At 68.1% G+C, this 21,670-nt stretch carries 21 protein-coding genes and 1 pseudogene; 10 read left to right on the top strand and 12 right to left on the bottom strand.

Annotated features, from left to right (window positions below; all coding sequences use genetic code 11):
* Positions 1–231 precede the first annotated feature (231 nt).
* Positions 232–1,074, top strand: coding sequence for a lytic transglycosylase domain-containing protein (locus OA56_RS01645; protein ID WP_055423237.1), 843 nt, complete (start codon positions 232–234; stop codon positions 1,072–1,074).
* A 28-nt stretch (positions 1,075–1,102) separates the two neighbouring features.
* On the opposite strand, the gene OA56_RS01640 is transcribed toward OA56_RS01645, so the two are convergent.
* Together OA56_RS01640 and OA56_RS01635 are read right to left on the bottom strand one after the other, a co-directional pair.
* On the bottom strand, positions 1,103–2,269 hold the full coding sequence (locus OA56_RS01640; protein ID WP_461583250.1) for a pyridoxal phosphate-dependent aminotransferase: 1,167 nt from the start codon (positions 2,267–2,269) through the stop codon (positions 1,103–1,105).
* A gap of 19 nt (positions 2,270–2,288) precedes the next feature.
* On the bottom strand, positions 2,289–4,133 hold the full coding sequence (locus tag OA56_RS01635; RefSeq protein ID WP_461583249.1) for a phosphoenolpyruvate carboxykinase (GTP): 1,845 nt from the start codon (positions 4,131–4,133) through the stop codon (positions 2,289–2,291).
* A gap of 200 nt (positions 4,134–4,333) precedes the next feature.
* On the opposite strand from OA56_RS01635, the gene pbpG reads away from it, so the two are divergent.
* Complete coding sequence (gene pbpG / locus OA56_RS01630; protein ID WP_461583248.1) at positions 4,334–5,197, top strand: D-alanyl-D-alanine endopeptidase; 864 nt, start codon at positions 4,334–4,336, stop codon at positions 5,195–5,197.
* A gap of 119 nt (positions 5,198–5,316) precedes the next feature.
* Here the strand turns inward: pbpG and OA56_RS01625 are convergent, their stop codons facing one another.
* Positions 5,317–6,153, bottom strand: a complete 837-nt coding sequence (locus tag OA56_RS01625) for an IclR family transcriptional regulator (RefSeq protein ID WP_055423233.1) — start codon at positions 6,151–6,153, stop codon at positions 5,317–5,319.
* 68 nt (positions 6,154–6,221) lie between these two features.
* Between OA56_RS01625 and mbhE the strand changes: the two genes are divergently transcribed.
* From mbhE to OA56_RS01595, 6 genes are read left to right on the top strand one after another with little or no spacing between them, the layout of a single operon-like run.
* The gene (mbhE, locus tag OA56_RS01620; protein ID WP_461583247.1) at positions 6,222–9,059 is read left to right on the top strand and encodes a hydrogen gas-evolving membrane-bound hydrogenase subunit E; all 2,838 of its coding nucleotides are present in this window, start codon (positions 6,222–6,224) and stop codon (positions 9,057–9,059) included.
* A 1-nt stretch (position 9,060) separates the two neighbouring features.
* Complete coding sequence (locus OA56_RS01615) at positions 9,061–9,411, top strand: Na+/H+ antiporter subunit C (protein WP_141056086.1); 351 nt, start codon at positions 9,061–9,063, stop codon at positions 9,409–9,411.
* Positions 9,408–10,904, top strand: a complete 1,497-nt coding sequence (locus OA56_RS01610; protein ID WP_461583246.1) for a monovalent cation/H+ antiporter subunit D — start codon at positions 9,408–9,410, stop codon at positions 10,902–10,904. The genes OA56_RS01615 and OA56_RS01610 overlap by 4 nt, the downstream gene beginning before the upstream one ends.
* Positions 10,901–11,419, top strand: coding sequence for a Na+/H+ antiporter subunit E (locus OA56_RS01605; RefSeq protein ID WP_461583245.1), 519 nt, complete (start codon positions 10,901–10,903; stop codon positions 11,417–11,419). Before OA56_RS01610 ends, OA56_RS01605 begins: the two co-directional genes overlap by 4 nt.
* Entirely contained in the window at positions 11,416–11,685 is a 270-nt protein-coding gene (locus OA56_RS01600) for a K+/H+ antiporter subunit F (protein WP_461583244.1), read from the top strand. Before OA56_RS01605 ends, OA56_RS01600 begins: the two co-directional genes overlap by 4 nt.
* Positions 11,686–11,695: 10 nt before the next feature.
* Positions 11,696–12,085: a Na+/H+ antiporter subunit G gene (locus OA56_RS01595; RefSeq protein WP_461583243.1), complete on the top strand. Its 390-nt coding sequence runs from the start codon at positions 11,696–11,698 to the stop codon at positions 12,083–12,085.
* A 3-nt stretch (positions 12,086–12,088) separates the two neighbouring features.
* Here OA56_RS01595 and OA56_RS01590 read toward each other — a convergent pair whose 3' ends face one another.
* From OA56_RS01590 to OA56_RS01570, 5 genes are read right to left on the bottom strand one after another with little or no spacing between them, the layout of a single operon-like run.
* Positions 12,089–13,354 (bottom strand): sulfate adenylyltransferase subunit 1, encoded by a 1,266-nt coding sequence (locus OA56_RS01590; RefSeq protein WP_461583242.1) that lies wholly within the window; start codon positions 13,352–13,354, stop codon positions 12,089–12,091.
* Positions 13,354–14,256: a sulfate adenylyltransferase subunit CysD gene (gene cysD, locus OA56_RS01585; RefSeq protein WP_461583241.1), complete on the bottom strand. Its 903-nt coding sequence runs from the start codon at positions 14,254–14,256 to the stop codon at positions 13,354–13,356. Before cysD ends, OA56_RS01590 begins: the two co-directional genes overlap by 1 nt.
* A complete protein-coding gene (locus tag OA56_RS01580) occupies positions 14,253–14,996 on the bottom strand; it encodes a phosphoadenylyl-sulfate reductase (protein ID WP_461583240.1) in 744 nt (247 codons plus the stop codon). The genes cysD and OA56_RS01580 overlap by 4 nt, the downstream gene beginning before the upstream one ends.
* Positions 14,993–15,517 (bottom strand): DUF934 domain-containing protein, encoded by a 525-nt coding sequence (locus OA56_RS01575; protein ID WP_461583239.1) that lies wholly within the window; start codon positions 15,515–15,517, stop codon positions 14,993–14,995. The genes OA56_RS01580 and OA56_RS01575 overlap by 4 nt, the downstream gene beginning before the upstream one ends.
* On the bottom strand, positions 15,504–17,219 hold the full coding sequence (locus OA56_RS01570; protein ID WP_461583238.1) for a nitrite/sulfite reductase: 1,716 nt from the start codon (positions 17,217–17,219) through the stop codon (positions 15,504–15,506). Before OA56_RS01570 ends, OA56_RS01575 begins: the two co-directional genes overlap by 14 nt.
* A gap of 104 nt (positions 17,220–17,323) precedes the next feature.
* On the opposite strand from OA56_RS01570, the gene OA56_RS01565 reads away from it, so the two are divergent.
* Complete coding sequence (locus OA56_RS01565) at positions 17,324–18,265, top strand: CysB family HTH-type transcriptional regulator (RefSeq protein ID WP_461583237.1); 942 nt, start codon at positions 17,324–17,326, stop codon at positions 18,263–18,265.
* Here the strand turns inward: OA56_RS01565 and OA56_RS01560 are convergent.
* From OA56_RS01560 to OA56_RS01545, 4 genes are all read right to left on the bottom strand, one after another.
* Positions 18,253–18,891, bottom strand: coding sequence for a trimeric intracellular cation channel family protein (locus OA56_RS01560; protein WP_461583236.1), 639 nt, complete (start codon positions 18,889–18,891; stop codon positions 18,253–18,255). The two genes, OA56_RS01565 and OA56_RS01560, sit on opposite strands and share 13 nt — an antisense overlap.
* 61 nt (positions 18,892–18,952) lie before the next feature.
* The gene (locus OA56_RS01555; RefSeq protein ID WP_461583235.1) at positions 18,953–19,402 is read right to left on the bottom strand and encodes an OsmC family protein; all 450 of its coding nucleotides are present in this window, start codon (positions 19,400–19,402) and stop codon (positions 18,953–18,955) included.
* 50 nt (positions 19,403–19,452) lie between these two features.
* Positions 19,453–20,055: a YqiA/YcfP family alpha/beta fold hydrolase gene (locus tag OA56_RS01550; protein ID WP_461583234.1), complete on the bottom strand. Its 603-nt coding sequence runs from the start codon at positions 20,053–20,055 to the stop codon at positions 19,453–19,455.
* Positions 20,052–20,975: an NAD(P)-dependent oxidoreductase gene (locus OA56_RS01545; protein WP_461583266.1), complete on the bottom strand. Its 924-nt coding sequence runs from the start codon at positions 20,973–20,975 to the stop codon at positions 20,052–20,054. The genes OA56_RS01550 and OA56_RS01545 overlap by 4 nt, the downstream gene beginning before the upstream one ends.
* A 414-nt stretch (positions 20,976–21,389) precedes the next feature.
* Here OA56_RS01545 and OA56_RS01540 point away from each other — a divergent pair.
* Positions 21,390–21,670, top strand: a pseudogene (locus tag OA56_RS01540) (integrase core domain-containing protein); the annotation flags it as partial.

Raw genomic sequence — 21,670 nt, 5'->3', positions numbered from 1 at the left:
GCATTCTGATCAGCCAACCCCTTGGCGGAACGAAAGTTTCGCGTTATCCTGCGTTTTCCTCAACGATCATTCTGCTTTTTCTCCCCTGCGGCGGCACCCCCGCCGCGCCCCGATCGGCCGCATTTCGGCCGGCATGTACGACCTCACGATCGCCTTCGTCGCCGCCATTTCTGCGGCAGCATCACTGTGATACTCGGCGAAGGCGCCTCGGTACGAAAGGAGGACATCGTCATGACCGAAGACCGACGGTATGACAAAGAAGTAGAAATTGCGACCGGTCGCACTGCCGTGCCCGGTCGCGTGGCGGCCACCGTCCTGCTCGCGCTCGCCTGCTGTACCGGCCTCTTGGGGCTTTTCGTCGTCTCCGGTCCCGGAGAAGCAGCGATGGCGCCGGCGGCCACGGCCTTGTTGCCTTTGCCCGAAGACGACGGCGACGACGATATCGATGCCGCTGCCGAAGTTTCGCAGCCGGTGGTCAGCGAAACGGCCGCGCCTGCTCCCGTGTCCGCTCCGGCCGAAAAGCGCGTCGCTTCTTCGTCCGTCCCTCGTGAGCCGGCCAAGGTTGCCAAGGCGCCCGGCGATTCGGTGCAGGCGCACCTCGGCATCCAGGCCCTGAGCCCCGAGATGCGCCGCGTGCGCGATCACGTGGCGCGGCGTTATCGCGTGGCCTCCGCCGCGCTCACGCCGCTCTTCCTTACGCTGGAGCAGGAAGCTCGCCGCCGTGGGCTCGATCCAACGCTGGTGGTGGCGGTGATCGCCATCGAGTCCGAGTTCAACCCCTTTGCCGAGAGCCCCGACGGGGCGCAAGGGCTGATGCAAGTCGTCCCGAAGTGGCACGTGCAACGCATCCATGCGCGGCTCAAGCGGAAAGCGCCCGAAGATGCGCTCTTCGATCCTCAGCTCAACGTTTCGGTGGGGATCGAAGTGCTGGCCGAAGCCAAACAGCGCTACGGTAGCACCGAGAAGGCCCTGCAAGCCTTTGCCGGCGCTTTGGACGACCCGGAGCAGCGCTACGCGCGCCGGGTGCTGGCGATGAAGCGCAGCCTGGAGCAGATCGCGCGGCGGCAAGGCTGAGGATCTGCGCGGAACTCGCTGCGTCGCTTCAGCGGCGCAGCACCTTGGCCAGCCGCTCGATGGCGGCGGCGATGCGCGCCTGGGTGGTGGTGTAGGCAAAGCGCAGGAATTGATCGGCGCGGTGCTCGCCAAAATCTCTGCCAGGGGTGACGGCCACGTACGCTTCCTCGATGAAGCGCTGCGCCAGGCGCTCGGCCGTCTCTCCCAAAGCCGAGACGTCGGCGTAGGCATAGAAGGCGCCGGTGGGTTCGGCCGGCACGGTCAGGCCCAATGTGTCGAGTCCGCGAAGCAGCACGGCTCTGCGCCGGGCGAACTCCGCGCGGCGCCGCTCCAGCTCGTCCTGCGTCTGCGGCAGGAAGGCGGCGAGCGCCGCGTGCTGCGCCACTGTCGAAGGCGAGATGAAAAGGTGCTGGGCGAGCTTTTCCGCCTCGCGCACCCAGTCGGCGTCGGGGAGCACCAGCCAGCCGAGCCGCCAGCCGGTCATGCCGAAATACTTGGAGAAGCTGTTGACGACGAGCACGTCGCGCCGGCGCGAGAGGATGGTGCGCATCGGCACGCCGTAGGTGAGCCCTTGGTAGATCTCGTCGACGAGGGTGATCGCGCCGCGCTCGGCCGCCGCCTCGGTGATCGCATCGATCTCATCGAGCGAGAGCAGGGTGCCGGTGGGATTGGCTGGCGAGGCGAGCATCACGCCGCGGGTGCGTGGCCCGCAGGCGGCGGCGATCATCGCCGCCGTGGGTTGGAAGGCCGTTTCCGGGCCGACCGGCAGCAGGCGCACGCGTCCTTCGAAGGTGCGCACGAGGTGGCGGTTGCAGGGGTAGGAAGGGTCGGGCAGCAGCCACTCGTCGCCGGGGTCGGTGGTGATGCCCAAGGCCAACACCAAGGCGCCAGAGGCGCCGGCGGTGATGACGATGCGGTCGGGAGCGACATCGGCCCCCAGACGTTCGGCGTAGAAGGCGGAAATGGCCTCGCGCAGGGCCGGCAGCCCCAGCGCCGGCGTGTAGGCCACGCGCCCGGCGGCGAGGAAACGCTGCGCCGCTTCCAGCACCGGTTCGGGCGTGGGAAAGTCGGGCTCGCCCACTTCCATGTGGATCACGTCGCAACCGGAGCGTTCGAGCTCGGAGGCGCGGCGCAGCAGCTCCATCACGTGAAACGGCGCAATCTCGCCCATGCGGGCGGCGAACCTCGGGGCCATCGCCGCGCTCCTTTGCCGGTCAGTCTTCGTGCAGCATCAGTTCGAAGAGTTCGCGCTTGAGTACCAGCTCGCGCGGCAGGCGCTCGCCGAGCTTGTCGAACCACTCCTTGTGCTCCGCCAGTTCCTGACGCCAGGCTTCGACGTCGACGCGGGTGAGCGCCTCGAATTGTTCTCGGGTGATGTCGAGCCCCGTCCAGTCGATGTCCTCGAAGCGCGGCATCCAACCGAGCGGCGTCTCCTTGGCGCCGACGCGGCCGTGGCAGCGATCGACGATCCACTTGAGCACCCGCATGTTTTCGCCGAAACCTGGCCACATGAAGCGGCCGTTTTCGTCCAGGCGGAACCAATTGACGCAGAAGATGCGCGGCGGGTGCTCGACCACGCGCCCCATGCGCAGCCAGTGGTTGAAGTAGTCGCCCATGTGGTAGCCGCAGAAGGGCAGCATGGCGAAGGGATCGCGGCGCACCACGCCCTGCTTGCCGGTGGCCGCCGCCGTGGTTTCCGACCCCAGGGTCGCGGCCATGTACACGCCGTAGCCCCAGTTGAAGGCCTCATAGACGAGCGGCACGGTGGTGGCGCGCCGTCCGCCGAAGATGAAGGCGGAGATGGGCACGCCCTCGGGGTTTTCCCATTCGGGGTCGATGGAGGGGCACTGGCTTGCCGGCGCGGTGAAGCGGGCGTTGGGGTGCGCCGCCTTGCGCCCGGTCTCGCGGGCGATTTCGGGCGTCCAGTCGCGCCCTTGCCAGTCGAGGCAGTGCGCCGGCGGCTCGGACATGCCTTCCCACCACACGTCGCCGTCGTCGGTGAGCGCGACGTTGGTGAAGATCACGTTGGCGTGCAGCGTGGCCATGGCGTTGGGGTTGGTCTTCACACCGGTGCCGGGCGCGACGCCGAAGAAGCCCGCCTCGGGGTTGATGGCGCGGAACTTCCCGTCGGGGCCGGGCTTGATCCAGGCGATGTCGTCGCCCACTGTGGTGATCTTCCAGCCGTCGAAGCGCTTGGGTGGGATGAGCATGGCGAAGTTGGTCTTGCCGCAGGCCGAGGGGAAGGCAGCGGCCACGTAGGTCTTCTCGCCCTGCGGGGATTCGACGCCGAGGATGAGCATGTGCTCGGCAAGCCACCCTTCGTCGCGTGCCATGGTGGAGGCGATGCGCAGCGCAAAGCACTTCTTGCCAAGGAGTGCGTTGCCGCCGTAGCCCGAACCGAAAGACCAGATCTCGCGCGTTTCGGGGAAGTGCACGATGTACTTGGTGTGGTTGCACGGCCAGCGCGCATCTTTCTGGCCCGGCTCGAGTGGCGCGCCCACCGAATGCACGGCCGGCACGAAGAATCCGTCTTCGCCCAGCACGTCGTAGACGGCTTTGCCCATGCGCGTCATGATGCGCATGTTGGCCACGACGTAGGGGCTGTCGGAGAGTTCGACGCCGAGGTGGGCGATCGGGCTGCCCAGCGGCCCCATGGAGAAGGGGATGATGTAGAGCGTGCGCCCGTGCATGCAGCCGCGGAAGAGCCCCGTGAGCGTGGCGCGCATCTTCGCCGGATCTTCCCAGTTGTTGGTGGGGCCGGCGTCGTCGGGGTTCTGGGTACAGATGAAGGTGCGATCTTCCACCCGGGCGACGTCGGAGGGGTCGGACCAGGCGAGGTAGGAGTTCGGGCGTTTCTCGGGGTTGATCCGGATCAGCGTGCCGGACTCGACCATTTCCTGACACAGGCGGTCGTATTCTTCCTGCGAGCCGTCGCACCAATGGACGCGGTCGGGTTCGGTGAGCTCGGCGATGTCGGCCACCCAGCGCTTGAGCCCTTCGTGGCGGACGTAGTCAGGCGCCGATTCGAGCGCCATGCGGCGAAAACGATTGTCGGTCATGGACTTCCTCACGGGTGATACAGTAAAAAGCCGGTCGGCGACGCGGCCCGCAGGCGGCGGCGAAGCCGTAATTATCGCACGAGTCGATGACGGGGATGCCGGCGCGACGGCGTAATTCCGTCCGTGGGGGGCTCGTTTTTCGTCACGAACTGTTATATTTGGCGGATCATCGGGTGCGCGATTTGCGTCGGGAGGCTGCCATGCTGCGTCGACTCGTTCAGAGGGGGATTTTCGCGATCCTCCTGGTGATGGTGTCGTGGGCCCAGGCGGGGGAGCCGCCGCTCAAATCCGAGTCTTTCCTCGTGGCGGATGCGCGCTCGCTCGAGCGCATTGCCCTGCGCGGTGATCCGGCCGAACCCATGCCGATCGCTTCCATCACCAAGCTGATGACGGCCATGGTGGTGCTCGAGAGCCGCCTGCCGCTCGACGAGACGATCACCGTCGGCCAGGAGGACATCGATACCCTCAAGGGGACGCGTTCGCGCCTGCCGGTCGGCACCCGCCTCACCCGGCGCGAGGCGCTCCTTCTGGCGCTCATGGCTTCCGAAAACCGGGCGGCCATGGCCCTGTCGCGCCATTATCCCGGCGGGCGGCCGGCCTTTTTGCAGGCGATGAACGTCAAGGCCCGCATGCTGGGAATGCGCAATTCCCGTTTCGTCGACCCGGCAGGGCTCAACCCAGGCAACGTCGCCTCCATGCAGGATCTGGTGAAAATGGTGCGCGCCGCGAGCGAGTACCCCTTGATCCGCGACTTTTCCACCCGGGAACAGGCCGCCGTGCAGGTCGGCCGGCGGCTGGTGCAGTTCGGCACCACCAACCGGCTGGTGAAACGCGACGACTGGCACATCACGCTGCAGAAGACCGGCTATACCAGCGAGGCGGGGCGATGTCTGGTGATGATCAGCGAGGTCTCCGGCCGACCGGTGATCATGGTGCTGATGAACAGCCAAGGTAAGCTCACGCGGGTGGCCGACGCGCAGCGCCTGCGCCGCTGGTTGGAGACGGGCGGCAGCGTCACCGAGGCGCGCGGCGGCAAACCGCGGCTGGCGGCGCACCGCGGTTGATCTAGGGGTAGCGCCAGGGAATCGGGCTGGCGTCCGGTCCGGTCGTGGCGTCGCCCGCTCCTGGCGTCCGCGTGCCACGCTACTATCCCGAGCGGGGGCGAGTGCTTCGCGGCGGGCGCTCAGGGAGCGAAGACTTCGTGCGCCGGCGTCTCGGCCCGGCCCGTGGGGGCATGGCCGAGCGCCCGCGAGATCGCATCCGCCGTTCGCTTCACCGGTCCGGCCAGCGCCGGGTCGTAGCGCTCGGCCGGTGTGGAGAGCGATAGCCCCGCCACCAGCGCGCCGTCTTCGTCGCGAATGCCGGCGGCGATACAGCGCACCCCCACCTCCTGTTCGTCGAGATCGTAGGCGATGCCTTCCCGGCGAACCCGCGCCAATTCTTCGTGCAGCCGCGCCGGATCGGTGATCGAACGCGGCGTCATTGGGGGGAGGCCCGTGCGGGCGATGTAGCGCTCGACCTCCGCCTGCGGCTCTTCGGCGAGGAAGAGCTTGCCGGTGGCGGTGGTGTGTAGCGGCGCACGGGAGCCGACGATGTGCACCACGCGTACCGCCGAGCGCCCGCCGCTCGTGCGCTCGATGTAGACGATGTGATCGCCGTCGCGGATGCCCAGATTGACGCTCTCGCCGGTGGCGCGATGCAGCCGCTGCAGCCAGGGATGGGCGACGTCGCGCAGCGACAGGCGCGCCTTGACGAGCGCGCCGAGTTCGAGCAGCCGAATGCCCAGGCGGTAGGTTCCTCCTTCGAGCCGCTCGACGAAACCGGCCGCCGTCATGGCGGCGAGGATGCGGTGCGCCGTGGAGGGGTGCAAACCGGCCTCGCCCGCGAGCGCCTTGAGCGGCAGCGGATCGGGATGGCGGGCGAGCACGTCGAGCAGGGTGACGAGCCGGTCGATCACCTGGATCGAACTCTTGGCTTCGACCGGAGCCGGGTCGGGGGCTGCAGAAGGGTGCGGTATCATCGGGTCGATCGCTTGTTTCGAGGCGAAAGTATAGCGCGATTTTTCGCATCGTGAAATGAGGAGGGGCGATGGGGGTAAGTGCAATCGTCGCTTTGCCGCTGCTGGGGGCGATCCTGCCGCCGCTCTTCACCCGGGCGGGGCGTACGCCGGCGCTGCTCGCCGCCCTAGCACCGAGCCTGGTGGCGCTCGCGCTGCTGTGGGGGAGCGCGCCGACGGTATTCTCCGGCGCGGTGGTGGAAGAGGTCGTGCCCTGGGTACCTTCCCTGGGTTTGGAATGGGCGCTGCGCCTCGATGGTCTGGGGTTTTTCTTCGCCTCCCTGATCCTGGCGATCGGTATCCTGATCTTCATCTATAGCCGCGCTTATCTCGCCGGCAACGAACCTCTCGGCACGTTCTACGCTTATCTCCTCCTGTTCCAGGGGGCGATGCTGGGGGTGGTGCTCGCCGACAATCTCTTGCTCTTACCCGTCTTCTGGGAGCTCACCAGCCTTTCTTCTTTTCTCCTCATCGGCTTCTGGCACCATCAGGCCGATGGACGGCGCGGGGCGAGGCTCGCGCTGGCGATCACCGGTGCCGGGGGGCTCGCGCTGCTCGCCGGCCTGATCCTGCTCGGGGAGATCGCTGGCACCTACCGCATCTCGGAGCTCGCGGCGCGGCGCGAGCTGATCCTCGCCGCGCCTGTGGCGCCGGTGGTGCTTGCCTTGATCCTGCTGGGCGCCTTTACCAAGAGCGCGCAGTTCCCCTTCCATTTTTGGTTGCCGCACGCGATGGCTGCGCCCACTCCGGTTTCGGCCTACCTGCATTCGGCCACCATGGTGAAGGCGGGGCTGTATCTGCTCGCGCGCCTGTGGCCGGTGTTCGGCCAAACCGACGCGTGGGGCGCATGGGTGACGGGGGTCGGGGCAGCGACCATGCTCCTGGGAGCAGCGATCGCGCTCTTCAAGGACGATCTGAAGGCGCTGCTGGCCTATTCCACCGTGAGTCATCTGGGTTTGGTGACCATGCTCCTTGGCTTGGGCTCGCCTGCGGCGGTGTTCGCCGCTCTGCTGCATGTCTTGATGCACGCCACCTTCAAGGCGGCGCTCTTCATGAACGCGGGCATCGTCGATCACGAGACGGGTTCGCGCGACCTGCGCCGCCTCGGGGGCCTGGCCAAAGTCATGCCGGGGACGGCAGGCATGGGAACGCTGGCGGCACTGTCGATGGCCGGGGTGCCGCCGTTGAACGGGTTCGTCTCCAAGGAGACGATGCTCTCCGAGGTGCTGGCGACACGCTGGGGGGACGGCTGGCTGCTGTGGGGAATCGTCGTCTTGGCGACGATCTTCTCCGCGGCCTACGCGTTCCGGTATTTTTCGGCGCTCTTCTTCGGGCCGTTGCGCTTTCCGGAAGGACGACGTCCGCACGATCCTCCGGCGCTGCTGTGGGGGCCACCCTTGGCCCTGGTCGTGGCGGTGGTGGCGTTGGGGCTGTGGCCCGGTCTGGCCGAGCCCTTGCTCGTTGCGGCGAGCGCGGCCGCCGCGGGGAGCGGCCGTGAGTGGCCGGAGCTCGCGCCGTGGCATGGGTTCGGCGCGCCGCTCGTGGTGTCGGCCGCGGCCTTCGTTTGTGGTGCGGCGCTGGTGTGGCGCTACCAAGCGCTGTCTTGCCGGGTGCTTGCCTGGGCTTTGCCGCTCGATGGACGAAGGGCGTTCTTCGCCGCGCAGGAAGGGTTGGTGCGGGGGGCGCACTGCCTCGTCGCTCGCCTGCACTTGGGGGTACTGGGGCGCTACGTGCTGCTGCTCGCCCTGGTGAGCCTCCTTGCGCTCGCGCTGGGTTGGGGTACAGGGGAGGGCTGGCAGCCGCAGCGTCCGCCCACGCCCGCCAACGGACTGGCCTGGATCTTCGCCGGCCTTGCGCTCGTGGCCACCGCCGCCGTGCTGCGCTGGCATCATGAGCGACTGCGGGCGGTGCTGCTCATCGGAGTGGTGGGGCTGGTCGTTTCGCTCGCTTTCCTTCATGCGTCCGCGCCGGATCTGGCGCTTACTCAGATCGCGGTGGAGGCGGTAACCACCGTGCTGCTCTTGCTTACGCTGTTCTTCCTGCCACAGCAGGATGCACCCCGGGCGTCGGCACCGCGAGGTGCGGCGGTGGTGGCGATACTCGTCGGCCTGGCGGTGGGGCTGCTCGCCTGGGTGATGATGCGCAATGAGGCCCCCACCCTGGCCGAGTATTTCTGGAGCCGTTCGGTACCAGAAGGCGGAGGGCGCAACGTGGTCAATGTGATCCTGGTCGATTTCCGCGGCTACGACACCTACGGCGAGATCACGGTGCTGGGCATCGCCGGACTGGTGATCTATGCCCTGCTGCAGGGGATGCAGGAGGGGCCGGCGCGCGAGGGGCTTCGCGCCTGGCATTTCCCCTTCGCCCTCTCGCCCACGCGCCATCCTCTGCCTTTCGCCGTGACGGCGCGGGTGATGTTGCCTTTCCTGCTCACGGCCGGGGTCTATGTGTTCTTGCGTGGGCACAATGCCCCGGGCGGCGGGTTCATTGCCGCGCTGCTCGTGGCGCTCGCCTTCCTGATCCAGTACATGGCGAGCGGCCTGTGCTGGACGATGCAGCGCCTGCGCGTCGATGCCCATCTGTGGATCGGTGCGGGCTTGCTCGTGGCCGGCATCACCGGCATGGCGGCGATGGGCTTGGGCGCGTCCTTTTTGCGCAGTGCCCATGGAGAAGTGCATCTTCCGGGCATCGGGCCGGTGGCGCTGGCGAGCGCCATGGGGTTCGATCTGGGGGTGCTGCTGACGGTGTTCGGAGCGGTGACGCTGGCCTTGGCGCAGCTGGCGCGCCTGGGGCGGCTGGCGGGGTTTGCGCCGAACCGCACGCCCATGGATCCGGACGTGTCGCCGGAGTCGTCGAGGGAGGAATCGTGAGATGGAAGGCTTGTTCGCCGTGCTCATCGGGGCGCTGACCGCCGCCGGGCTGTATCTGTGCTGTCTGAGGCAGGTTTTTCCCGTGGTGCTGGGTCTGTCGCTGCTCTCCTACGCCACCAACCTCTTCGTCTTCGTCGCGGGACGGTTGAGCTTGGGCGCGCCGCCGATTTGGGAGGAAGGTGTGACGCGCTTCGCCGATCCGCTGCCGCAGGCGCTGGTGCTCACGGCCATCGTCATTTCCTTCGGGATGACGGCGCTCCTGGTGGTGCTGGCGATCCGGGCGCGCTTCGAGGCGGGCGAGGAGCGCATCGACGTGCCGCCGGTGACGCGCGCGACGGAGACGGACCGGTGACGGCGCATCTGCCGGTCTTGCCGGTGCTGATTCCGGCGGTGAGCGCGGCAGTGATGGTGGCGCTCACGCGCCAGGACGTGGTGCTGGCGCGCGTGCTCGCCTTTGCTTCGGCCGCCGCCCAGATTGGAGTCGCCATCCTACTCTTCGCCGCGGTGCGCGAGGGCGAAATCCTCGTCTATCGGCTGGGGGACTGGCCGGTACCCTACGGCATCGCGCTGGTGGCCGATCGCCTGTCGGTGGCCTTGGTGCTGCTCACTGCCGGTTTGGGAGCCGTGCTCCTGCTGCAGGCGCTCTCTGCCTGGGACCGGGCCGGGCCGCATTTTCACCCGCTCTTCCAGTTCCAGCTCATGGGGATTTATGGCGCTTTTCTCACGGGCGACTTTTTCAACCTCTTCGTCTTCTTCGAGGTGATGCTGATCGCCTCCTACGGGCTGATGGTGCATGGCGGCGGCGCGGCGCGCCTGACGAACGCCATGCAGTACATGGTGGTGAACCTCATCGGTTCGACGCTCTTTCTCTTCGCCGTCTCGCTCGTCTACAACGCGGCCGGCACCCTCAATTTCGCCGATTTGGCAGTGCGCGTGCCGACGGTGCCGGCTTCCGATCGGGGCATCCTCATGGCCGGGGGGATGCTGCTGTGCGTCGTTTTCTTGCTGAAAGCGGCGGTGGTGCCGCTGCAGTTCTGGCTGCCGGGGGCCTACGGGCACGCGCCGGGGGTGGCGGCGGCGCTCTTTGCCTTGCTCTCCAAGGTCGGGGCTTATGCGCTGCTGCGCTTCGCGCTCGTCGGCCTGGGTCTGGGGCAGCTGGCGGCGCTGGAGCCGCTCGCCTGGCTTACCTTGTTGGCCGGGGCTTTGGGGGTGCTGGCCGCACCCACGCTGGGGGTGCTCGCCGGTTTTGCCTCCATCGCCTCGATCGGCGTGCTCTTCGTCGGGCTTGCGGGGGCGCAGGCGCCGCGCCTGGGGGCCGGGCTCTATTATCTGGTGCATTCCACCCTGGCTGGCGCCGCGCTCTTCGTGCTCGCCGATCTGGTGCGTGCGGCACGGCGCAAGGAAGGCGACGCCGTTGTCGGCGGCCAGAATTTCGCCGGACGGGCGCTGCTCGGCGGGGGCTTTTTCCTCGCGGCGATCGCGGCGGTGGGCCTGCCGCCGCTCTCCGGCTTCGTCGGCAAGATCGCGCTGCTGCGCAGCATCCCGGTGGAGGGGGGCGCCGGGGCAGCGAGCTGGGCCTTCGTGCTCGTGACGTCTTTCCTCCTGCTGCTGGGTCTGTCGCGGGCGGGTTCGCGGGTGTTTTGGAAGGCGCAAGGGGAGGCGCCGGCCGCGGCACGCGGACCGGCGGCGGGCGGCGTGGCGGCGCTCGCGCTGCTGTTCGCGGCGATGTTCGCCTGGGCGATCGCTGCCGAGCCGGCGCTCGCCTATTTCACGCAGGCAGCCCAGGCCTTGCTCGAGCCGGGTGCCTACGTGCAGGCGGTGACGGGGGCGGGGGTGTTCCGATGAGCGTTCGTGCGCGCCTGCGGCGCTGGCTGCCGCATCCGGTCTTGAGTCTGGCGCTGATCCTGACGTGGGTGGCGCTGCAAAACGAGTTCGCCGCGGCGCATTGGCTGATGGGTGCGATTGTGGGCGTGGTGATTCCGCGGCTCCTGCGCCCTTTCTGGCCGGATCCGCCGCCGGTGCGCTCGTGGCGCGCCGCGCTGGCCTATGCGGCCGTCGTGCTGTGGGACATCGCCAAGGCCAACGTGCAGGTGGCCGGCTGGGTGCTGCTGCGCCGGCCCGAGACGCTGCGCTCGAGCTGGCTCGTCGTGCCGCTGGAATTGCGCGTACAGGAGGCGATCACCTTGCTCGCGGGCACGATCACCATGACACCGGGCACGGTGAGCTGCGATCTGGCCGCAGACGGTTCGGCGCTGCTGGTGCATTGCCTGCACACCGAGGATGCGGCGGCGACGGTGGCCGAGATCAAGGCGCGTTACGAAGCGCGCCTGATGCGGATGTTCGGGGAGGATGAATCATGATCGAGATGGCGGCGTTGGTGGCGCTGGCGGCGTTCGGGTTGGGGGTGCTGCTGTGTGCCTGGCGGCTTTGGCGCGGCCCAGATCTGGTCGATCGGGTGCTGGCGATGGATACCTTGACGGTGAACGTGATCGCGCTCATCGTCACCTGGGGCATCTGGCAGGGAAGCTCGGTGCCGTTCGTGGCGGCGCTTTTTTTCGCCATGATCGGGTTCGTGTCGACGGTGGCGTTTTGCCGCTATGTGCTGCGCGGGCAGATCATCGAATAGGAGGGGCGAGATGGCGGATATGCTGGTCGCAGCCTTGCTGCTCGTGGGGGCGTTCTTCGGTCTGGTGGGCTCGTGGGGGCTGGTGCGGCTGCCGCAGACGATGCAGCGCCTGCACACGCCGACCAAGGCGACCACGCTGGGAGTGGGCGGAGTACTGCTCGCGTCGATCGTCTATTTCGGCGGTGTGCGCGGCGAGTGGTCGATCCATGAGCTGCTCGTCACCCTCTTTCTCTTCCTGACGGCCCCGGTTTCGGCGCTCATGCTCGCTCGGGCCTGGCTGCACCGCGAGCGGGAACGGGTGCGCGCAACGCTGCCCCGTCCTGGGGCGTCCGGCGTCGACTGGGGAGTGTACCAGCCGACGCCGGAGGAAGCGGAGCACGGTGCCGCACCGAAGCGATAGGCTTCACTGCGCTCCGCGGATCATCCCCGCGGCCACCGTGTCCCAGGTGACGGGGTCGAGGAGAAGGAAACTGCCGGTGTCGCGCAGCGCCTCGTAGGGGTCGGCGGCGATCGGCTGGGCGAGCTTCACGCGCACGCGGGCGATGTCGTTCATCGCGAGTTCGTGCGCCGGCACGCGCTCGAGCGTGGCCACGTCCAGGTTCCATTCGATCGCTTCGATCCGCGCCTGCACTTCGCGCGTGGTGTGGCGCAGCAGGTAGGTGCGCCGGGGGGCGAGAGGGGCCGGGTCGAGCCAGACGAGGTCGGCTTCCACGCCGCGGGTGAGCGCCGGCGCGGATTGGTCGGCGCGCACGAGCATTTCGCCTCGGCCGACGTCGAGATCGTCGGCGAGCCGGATCATGACCGAATCACCGGCGACGGCGCGCTCGCGCGGCACGCCGCCCAGTTCGATGGCGGTCACGCGGCTGCGGCGCCCGGAGGGCAGCACGACGATCTCCTCGCCCACGGCGATCGTGCCGGCCGCGACCCGTCCCGCCAGGCCGCGGTAGTCGTGCAGCAGGGGGTCGGTGGCTTCGCGCGGCCGGCAGACCCATTGCACGGGGAAGCGGAAAGGTTTTCGGCTCGCGCCGTCCTCGGCCGGGGTGCGTTCGAGCACTTCCAGCAGCGTCGGGCCCAGGTACCAGGGTAGATGCTCGCCGCGCTCGACCACCATGTCGCCCAAAAGGGCCGACATGGGGAGGTAGTGGCGGCGCGCGCGCAGGCCGCTGGCTTCGGCGAAGTCTTCGAAGGCGTAGACCACCTCCTCGAAGGCGGCCGGGTCGAACCCGACGAGGTCCATTTTGTTGACCGCGATCGCCAGCGCCGGGATGCCGACGAGGTCGGCGAGCAGGGCATGGCGCCGGGTCTGGGCCGTGAGTCCCTGGCGCACGTCGACCAGCAGCACGGCGAGCTGGGCGGTGGAGGCGGCGGTGACCATGTTGCGGGTGTATTGCTCGTGGCCCGGTGCGTCGGCGATGATGAAGGTGCGCGCGCCGCTGCGGAAGTAGCGGTAGGCGACGTCGATGGTGATGCCCTGTTCGCGCTCGGCGATCAGCCCGTCGGTGACGAGCGAGAGGTCGGGGGCGGCGGCCCCGCGGCGCCGGCTGGTGCGCTCGATGCCTTCGAGGGTGTCGACCAGCAGCGCCCGGCTGTCGTAGAGCAGCCGCCCGATGAGCGTGCTCTTGCCGTCATCGACGCTGCCGCAGGTGAGAAAGCGCAGTACGGTATCCATCAGAAGTAGCCCTCGCGTTTGCGTTGTTCCATCGACGCTTCGTGCGTCTGGTCGTCGAGGCGCGTCGCCCCTCGCTCGGAGACGGTGGTGGCGGCGGTCTCGCGCAGGATCTCCTCGATCGTGCGGGCGCGCGATTCCACCGGCGCGGTGCAGGGGATGTCGCCCACCGTGCGAAAACGCACCCACAGCGTCTCCACCGTCTCGCCCTCGCGCACCGGGGTGAGCTCGGTGACCGGTGCGAGCAGGTTGCCGCGGCGCACGCAGGGACGGGGGTGGGCGAAGTAGATCGAGGGCAGTTCCAGCCCCTCGCGGGCGATGTACTGCCATACGTCCAGTTCCGTCCAGTCGCTGAGGGGGAAGGCGCGCACGTGCCCGCCGGCGGGGACCTTGGCGTTGTAGAGGCGCCACAGCTCCGGACGCTGGTTCTTCGGATCCCATTGGCCGAACTCGTCGCGCACGCTGAAGACGCGCTCCTTGGCGCGGGCTTTTTCCTCGTCGCGGCGCGCACCGCCGATGAGGCAGTCGAAACCGAACTCCTCGATCGCCTCGCGCAGGGTCACCGACTGATGCCGGTTGCGCGACTCGTCTGGACGGGCGAGGCGGACCGTGCCGCGGGCGATGGAGTCTTCCACCGAGCGCACGATGAGCCGCTCGCCGAGCTCGGCGGCGCGCCGGTCGCGGAAGGCGATCACCTCGGGGTAGTTGTGGCCGGTGTCGATGTGCAGCAGGGGAAAGGGAAAACGGCCGGGGCGGAAGGCTTTTTCGGCGAGCCGCAGCAGGCAGAGCGAATCCTTGCCGCCGGAGAAGAGCAGGGCCGGGTTCTGGCACTGCCCCGCCACTTCGCGCAGGATGTGGATGGCCTCGGCTTCGAGCCGGTCGAGATGGGCGGAGGGGGCGATCATCGGGTCTCTCCGGAAAGGGCGGGGCGGCGGTGCAGGCCGCATTCCTTGTGTTCGGGCTGTTCCCACCACCAGCGGCCGGCGCGCGGGTCTTCGCCCGCGGCCACGGCGCGGGTGCAGGGGGCGCAGCCGATGCTGGGGTAGAAACGCTCGTGCAGGGGGTGGAAGGGCACGCCGTGGTGGCGCAGGTAGGCCCAGACGTCGTTCGCGCTCCAGTCGGCGAGCGGGTTGAATTTCGCCAGCCCGTGCGCTTCGTCCCATTGCTGCTGCGGCAGGTCGCTGCGGGTGGGGGATTGCTCGCGGCGCATGCCCGTGATCCAGGCGCGCTTGCCGGTGAGCGCCCGGGCGAGCGGACGCACCTTGCGCGCGTCGCAGCAGGCAAGGCGCGCTTCGAGCGAATCATAGAATCCGTTGATGCCATGGCGGGCGACGAAGGCTTCCACGTCCTCGGCCTGCGGGGCGAAGAGCCGCAGACGCAGGCCGTAGTGCGCTTCTACCCGGGCGATCAGGGCGTAGGTTTCCTCGTGCAGACGGCCGGTGTCGAGCACGAAGAGGTCGATGGAAGGGGCGTGGCGGGCGATGAGGTCGGTGAGTACCATGTCCTCGGCGCCCAGGCTGCTCGCGAGCGCCGCCGGAGCGTGCTCGCGGGCGATGCGCTCGAGCAGGGCGACGGCGGCTTCGGTTTTTTTGTCGAGCGCCGCCAGTTCGGCGGCATCGAGCCGGGGGTGGGTGGGATCGCTCATGGGGTTCGCTCCTCGGCAAGTCCGCGCGCCCGGCGACGGAAAAGCGGCTCGGGCACGGCGGCGCTCGCCTGATAGGGTTCGGGGAAGACGGTCAGCAAGCGGGTGCCGTCGTGCTCCAGGGTTGCACGGTCGTAGCGGGCCGGGTCGGGGACGAAGCCGTCGAAACCGCAGCGGCGAAGATAATCGAGCTGGTCGAGCAGGAAGGCACCGAAAGCGGTGAGCCGGCCATGCCAGCCGCGCCGACGCAGGCGCGTGGCCTGGCTGAAGGCCCGTCCGTCGGTGAATTTGGCAAAAGGCAGCACGATCTCCCCGAGCCGGGCGCATTCTTCCGCCGTGAGGAGCGGTTCTTCTTCCGGCGCGAGCCACACCCGCCGCGGCAGCGGCGAGCGGCCCGCGGCGAGCGCCTCGCGCCAGGCCGGGAGTGCCAGCACGGCATCCGCTTCGTCGAGCGAGGCTTCCCAGGCCGATACCAGCACCGCGCGGTAGGCAGAGACGCGGCCGTCGAGCTCAAGCTTCCACATCGGCGGCCTCCTGGAGCGCGGGGTGACGGGCGGCGGGGGTACCGGCATAGACGGCCTCCTTGAAAGGCGCCGGGCCCAGGCGGTCGAGCGTGTCGAGGAAGGTCTCGCCCGGGGCGCGTCGGGCGCGGTAGGTTTCGACCAGGGTGCGCGCCACGCGCGGCATGTCCTCGGCGCGGAAAGCCGGCCCGATCACCTTACCCAGCCGCGTGTCGTTCCCCTGCCGCCCGCCGATCGTCACCTGGAACCATTCCTCGCCGTTCTTATCCACCCCGAGCACGCCGATATGCCCCACGTGATGGTGGCCGCAAGCGTTCATGCAGCCCGAGACGTTGATCGACAGCGGCCCGATGTCTTCCAGCTCCGCTTCGGCGAACTCGGCGAGCAGCGCTTGCGCCACCGGAATCGAGCGGGCGTTGGCGAGGGCGCAGTAGTCGCCACCGGGGCAGGAGATGAGATCGTGCGCCAGGCGAAAGCTCGGATGCCCGAAACCGAGGGCGCGCGCCTCGCGCCACAGTCCCGGCAGCGTTTCCTCGCGCACCCAGGCAAGCGCCAGGTTCTGCTCATGCGTGACGCGGATCTCGCCGTCGCCGTAGCGTTCGGCCCAGTCGGCGATCGCCTCCATCTCCGTGGCGGAAACGTCGCCCGGAGCGCTCGTGGCGCGCTTGGTGGTGAGCACGACGAGGGCGTAACCCGGCTGGCGCTGCAGGTGCACGTTGCGCTGCCGCCAGCGCGTGAAGGCCGGCCATTCGTCCGCGCCGAGCGGCGCGACGGCAGGCGGCTCGGTTTGCCGCGCCCGCACGCGGCGCAGATCGTCGAAATGCACCGCCACGCGTTCGATCTCCTCGCGCGTGGGCCGCAGGGCCTCGCCCTGGGCCGCGAGTTCGGCGCGGTAGGCATCGACCTCGGCGCGAAAGGCGTCGACGCCGATCGCCTGCACCAGGATCTTGATGCGCGCCTTGTAGAGGTTGTCGCGCCGCCCATGGCGGTTGTAGACGTGCAGGATCGCTTCCAGCACGGTGAAGAGTTCCTCGGCCGGCACCTCGTCGTAGAGGAGCTTGCCCAGGATCGGCGTGCGTCCCAGTCCGCCGCCCACGAAGACGCGCACCCGCGGCAGGAGGGGATCTTCGCCCGGCAAGAGTTCGAGGCCGATGTCGTGGGCCCGGACGAGCACGCGGTCTTCCTCGGCCCCATGCACGGCGATCTTGAACTTGCGCGGCAGGAAGGCGAACTCGGGGTGGAAACTCGACCATTGGCGGATCAGTTCGCACCAGGGGCGCGGATCGACGCGCTCATCCGGGGCCGCGCCGGCAAACGGATCGGTGGTGAGGTTGCGGATGCAGTTGCCGGAAGTCTGGATGGCGTGCAGCCCCACTTCGGCCAGACGCTCGAGGATGTCGGCCGTATCCTCCAGCCGGATCCAGTTGAACTGGAGGTTCTGCCGCGTGGTGAAGTGGCCGTAGCCGCGGTCGTAGCGGCGGGCGATGTCGGCCAGCGCCCTCAGCTGCCGCGCCTCCAGCAATCCGTAGGGGATGGCCACGCGCAGCATGGGCGCATGGCGCTGGACGTAGAGGCCGTTTTGCAGGCGCAGCGGGCGGAATTCGTCCTCGCCGAGCTCGCCGGCAAGGAAACGGCGCAGCTGGTCGCGGTACTGCGCGACGCGGGACTGCACCAGAGCCTGATCCCAGGAATCGTAGCGGTACATGCAAGGTTTCCTTTATGCGATGGCGGCAGTGTAGCGGCCGCCTCTGGCGCATAACAGGCGATTTGCGTTAGACTTCGATAACCGGCGGTTATTAGGAAACGGTGATGAACCTGCAGCAGATCCGCTACGTCGTCGAAGTGGTGCGGCACAATTTGAACGTGTCCGAGGCGGCCGATGCGCTCTTCACCTCGCAGCCCGGCGTCTCCAAGCAGATCCGTGCCCTCGAGCAGGAGCTGGGCGTGGACATCTTCGTGCGTCACGGCAAGCGCTTCACCGCGCTCACCGAACCGGGGCGCCAGATCGTGGCGATCTGCGAGCGCATGCTGCGCGACATGAACCACCTGCACGCGGTGGCGGAAGAATTCTCGCGCGCCGACGAGGGGGTGCTGTCGATCGCCACCACCCACACCCAGGCGCGCTATGTGCTGCCGACGGTGATCCGCAACTTCCGCGAGCGTTTTCCCAAGGTGCGCTTTTCGTTGCACCAGGGCAGCCCCCGGCAGGTGTGCGAGATGGTGATCGCCGGCGAGGCCGATCTCGCCATCGCCACCGAAGGCATCGGCGATTTCCCCGAGCTGGTCGAACTACCCTGCTACCAGTGGACGCACGCGCTGGTCGTGCCCAAAGGCCACGAACTCGCCACGCTGGAGCCGCTCACCCTGGAGGCGATCGCGCGGCACCCCGTCATCACCTACGACGGCGCTTTCACCGGCCGCAACCACATCAACAAGGCCTTCCTCGGCCGCGCCCTCAAGCCAGAGGTGGTGCTCACGGCGATCGACTCGGATGTCATCAAGACCTACGTGCGCATGGGGTTGGGCGTGGGGATTCTGGCGAAAATGGCCTTCGACCCGGCGGCCGACGCCGACCTCGTCTGCCGCGACCTGGGGCATCTGATCGAATCGAACACGACGCGCATCGGCATCCTGCGCGACGCCTACCTGCGCGGCTTCGTCTTCGCCTTCATCGAAGCCTTCGCGCCGCACCTCAAACGCGAAGTGGTGGAGCGGGCGCTGCGGGGGGACGGGGAGGATTATGGGCTGTGATGGGCTCCGCCCTCATAGGCCGGCAGATGCCAGCCCCGCGTGATGCCCAGCCCGCGCAGCGCGAGGGCCGTGCCGGCACCAGCGGCGAGCGTGGGATCGTGGGGCCAGCCGGCCTTCAGTCCGAGGACGTAGACCGCCGCCCCGGCCGCGGCGGCGGAAGCGTAGATCTCGCGGTGCAGGATCATGGGGATCTCGTTGCAGAGGATGTCGCGCAAGAGCCCCCCAAAGCTCGCCGTCATCATGCCCATCACCACGGCGATGAACCCGTTCGCCCCGGCCGAGAGCGCGGCTTGCGCACCGATGAGCGCGAAGACCGACAGACCCACCGCGTCGGCCCAGTCCAGCAGCCGGCTCCAGCGCACCGGGCGTGCCGGACGCGGTGCGAATCGCCCCCAGACGAACACCGCCCAGGCGGCGAGCAGAGTGATGACGAGATATTCCCACTGCGTGATCCAGTAGACGGGGCGATCGAGCAGCAGGTCGCGCAGCGTGCCGCCGCCGATGCCGGTCACCGTGCCGATGAGGGCAAACCCCACTGGGTCGAGCCGTTTGCGCGCCGCGGTGATCCCCCCAGAGAGGGCGAACACCGCTACGCCCGCGTAGTCGAGCCACTGGATGAGCGTCATCGGGCGGCGGGCGGGCAGGGCGAGGGGGGGCGGCTGCCCGCTGCGCAGGGGAGCGCCGGATTCATTTCAGCTGCTTGCCTTCGCCGTCGAATACGCTCAGCACCAGCGGGATGCCGGCGGCCACGCTCTGGCCGACGACGCAGAATTCCTCGAATTGCCCCAGGATGCGGTCCAGATGCTGCAGGGCGGCGGCGGGCGCCCCGATTTCCAGGCGCACGTGGATGCGACGCACGCGCAAGCGGCCGGCCTCGTTGCGCCCCATCTCGGCGCTCGCCTCGGCCCGTACGCCCTGCGGATCGTTCTTGAACTTCGTCAGGGCGAAATAGAGGCTCGAGGCCATGCAGTTGCCCACGGCGGCAAGGAGCAGGTGGGTGGGTGCGGGACCCGTACCCTTTCCTAGCGGCGGCGGCTCGTCGGTGAGCAGCGGCGACATGCCTTCGCCGAAACGCACTTCGAACTGGAACCCTTCGATCTGGCGCAGGCTGACGCGCGGCGGGGTCTTCTCTTCCATGGTCGCTCCTTCCGAAGAATGGGTGGTGTCAATGGTAGCACCGGCGGCCGTCAGTGTGTCCCCGCATGCCCTGTCGGCATCAGCCCGGCCCAGACGAGGATCTCGTCGAGGTAGTCGTTCCAGCGGGTGAAACTGTGATCGCCCCCTTCGAGCACCGTCTGCGTCGCGCCTTGGTAGAAGGCAATGGTCTGGCGGTGATCGAGCAGCTCGTCGCCCAGCTCTACCATCAGCCAGATCCGCTCGGGATGCTCCAGGCGATCGCGCTCCAGCGCCCGCAGCTGCGCCACGTGTTCCGACGTCCACTCGAACGTCTCGCCGGTGTAGAGGTTGGTGAGCCGGCCCACGTAGGCGGAAAGCCCCCGCGACGGATGGACCACCGGATTGACCGCCACCGCCCGCACGCCCAGTTCCTCGGCGAGCCGGGTGGCGTAGAAACCACCCAGCGAGCTTCCCACCACCGTCGGCAGCCGTCCTGTGTGCTCGGCGAGCCGCGCCACTTCGGTGCGCAGCATGGCCATCGCCTCCGCCGGAGCCACCGGCAGCTGGGGGCAGCGGAACGCGTCGGCGAGCCCTTTGGCCGCCATGTGCGCGGCGAGCGCGCGCGCTTTCATCGACTGGGGCGAGGAGCGGAAACCGTGGAGGTAGAGGATCATGGGGTATCGCCCTTTGCCGCCGCGCCCAAACCCGCCTCCATCGCCGCAATGCGGGTGAGCGCCGCCCAGTCGAGCGACTCTCCGCCCTGGGCCATCAGGGCGAGGAAGCGGTCGCGCACGAGGCTCGCGAGCGGCATGGGCGCCGCGGCGCGTTCGGCCGAAGCGAGCACGAAGCGCATGTCTTTCAGCCCCAGCTTGGCCGCGAAGCCGGCAGGGGAGAATCGCTCTTCGGCCACGATGCGGCCGTAGTTTTCATAGACCGGCGAGCGAAAGAGCCCGTTGATGATCTCGAGAAACTGCAGCGGCTCGATACCGGCCTTGCGCATCAGGGCATAGGATTCGCCCAGCGCCTCGAGAAGCGCCATGATCATGAAGTTGCCCGCGAGCTTGACGACGTTGGCCAGTTGGGGTTGCGTGCCGACGACGTGCACGGCTTCGCCGATCGCCTCGAAGATCGGACGAGCGCATTCGACGAACTGCGGTGTTCCGGCGACGACCACGCGCAGTTTGCCCGCCGCGGCGGCCTCGGGCCGGCCGAACACCGGGGCGGAGACGAAACCGTGCCCGGCACGGGCGTGTTCCTCGGCCAGCCGCACGACGAAAGCCTCGCTCAGGGTGCTCGACGAGACGTGGATCGCACCAGCAGGAAGCGCGGCAAAGGCGCCGTTCGCGCCGAAGAGCACCGTTTCCACCGCTGCATCGTCGGCGAGCATCGTCACTAGGGCATCCACACCCTGAACTGCCTCCGCGGGGCTGGCTGCCGGTTTCGCGCCTTGCGCCACCAACGGCTGCATCCGCTCCGGCGTGCGGTTATAGACGACGAGCTCATGGCCAGCGCGCAGCAGGTTCTGTGCCATGCCGGAACCCATCCGGCCGAGGCCGAGAAAAGCGATTTTCATGCCGTGGACCTCCTCAGGGATAACGGAATCATGATAGTCGAGATGAGGGGTGGTGCAACTTTCTTCCTGTAAATGTACCAAGTCGATGTCATTGAAATGTCAAGATCAGGCATGCGAGTTGAGATAGACCTTGTCGCTCATCCTTTCCTCGTTGCATTCGGCGAGCAGGGCCGAGGCGAGGAGTAGGCAGGACGCCGGGGTGGGAAAGATCTACTGCTGGCACCGATCCGGTCCAGCATGATGCCGCTTCCATTCAACTCGGTGTATCAAGTTTCACTCGTTGGCCTGTGTCACTGAATTTATAGCCGTTGCTGACGCACGTCGGAGAGTTGATCGATCGGGGTTGATTCCCCATGTTGTCAGGGGGCTAAATCGTCGTGTTGCCTGATTCCACCGATTGACGGCTTGGCGCAGCGGGAGGAGGGAACCTCAGGCCCCAGGGTGTCCGACGACAACGCCTTCGTCGAATCGCTCTTCAAGACGGCGAAGTACCGCCCCGAATTCCCGGCGCGCGGCTTCGCCAGCCTGGACGAAGCCCGTTGCTGGGGACAGAACTTTGTGCACTGGTACAACGTCGAGCATCGCCACAGCGGCCTGCGCTACGTCACCCCCGCCCAGCGACATGCAGGGGAAGACCACGCGATCCTGGCGGCACGGCACCAGACCTATCTGCAAGCCCGCGAACGTCGGTTGTGCAACCTTTTTTCTGTAAATTT

It is taken from the genome of Tepidiphilus sp. HLB4, from assembly GCF_054823945.1.
The sequence above is the reverse complement of the archived record's forward strand: the minus strand, read 5'-3'. Positions and strand labels throughout refer to the sequence as shown.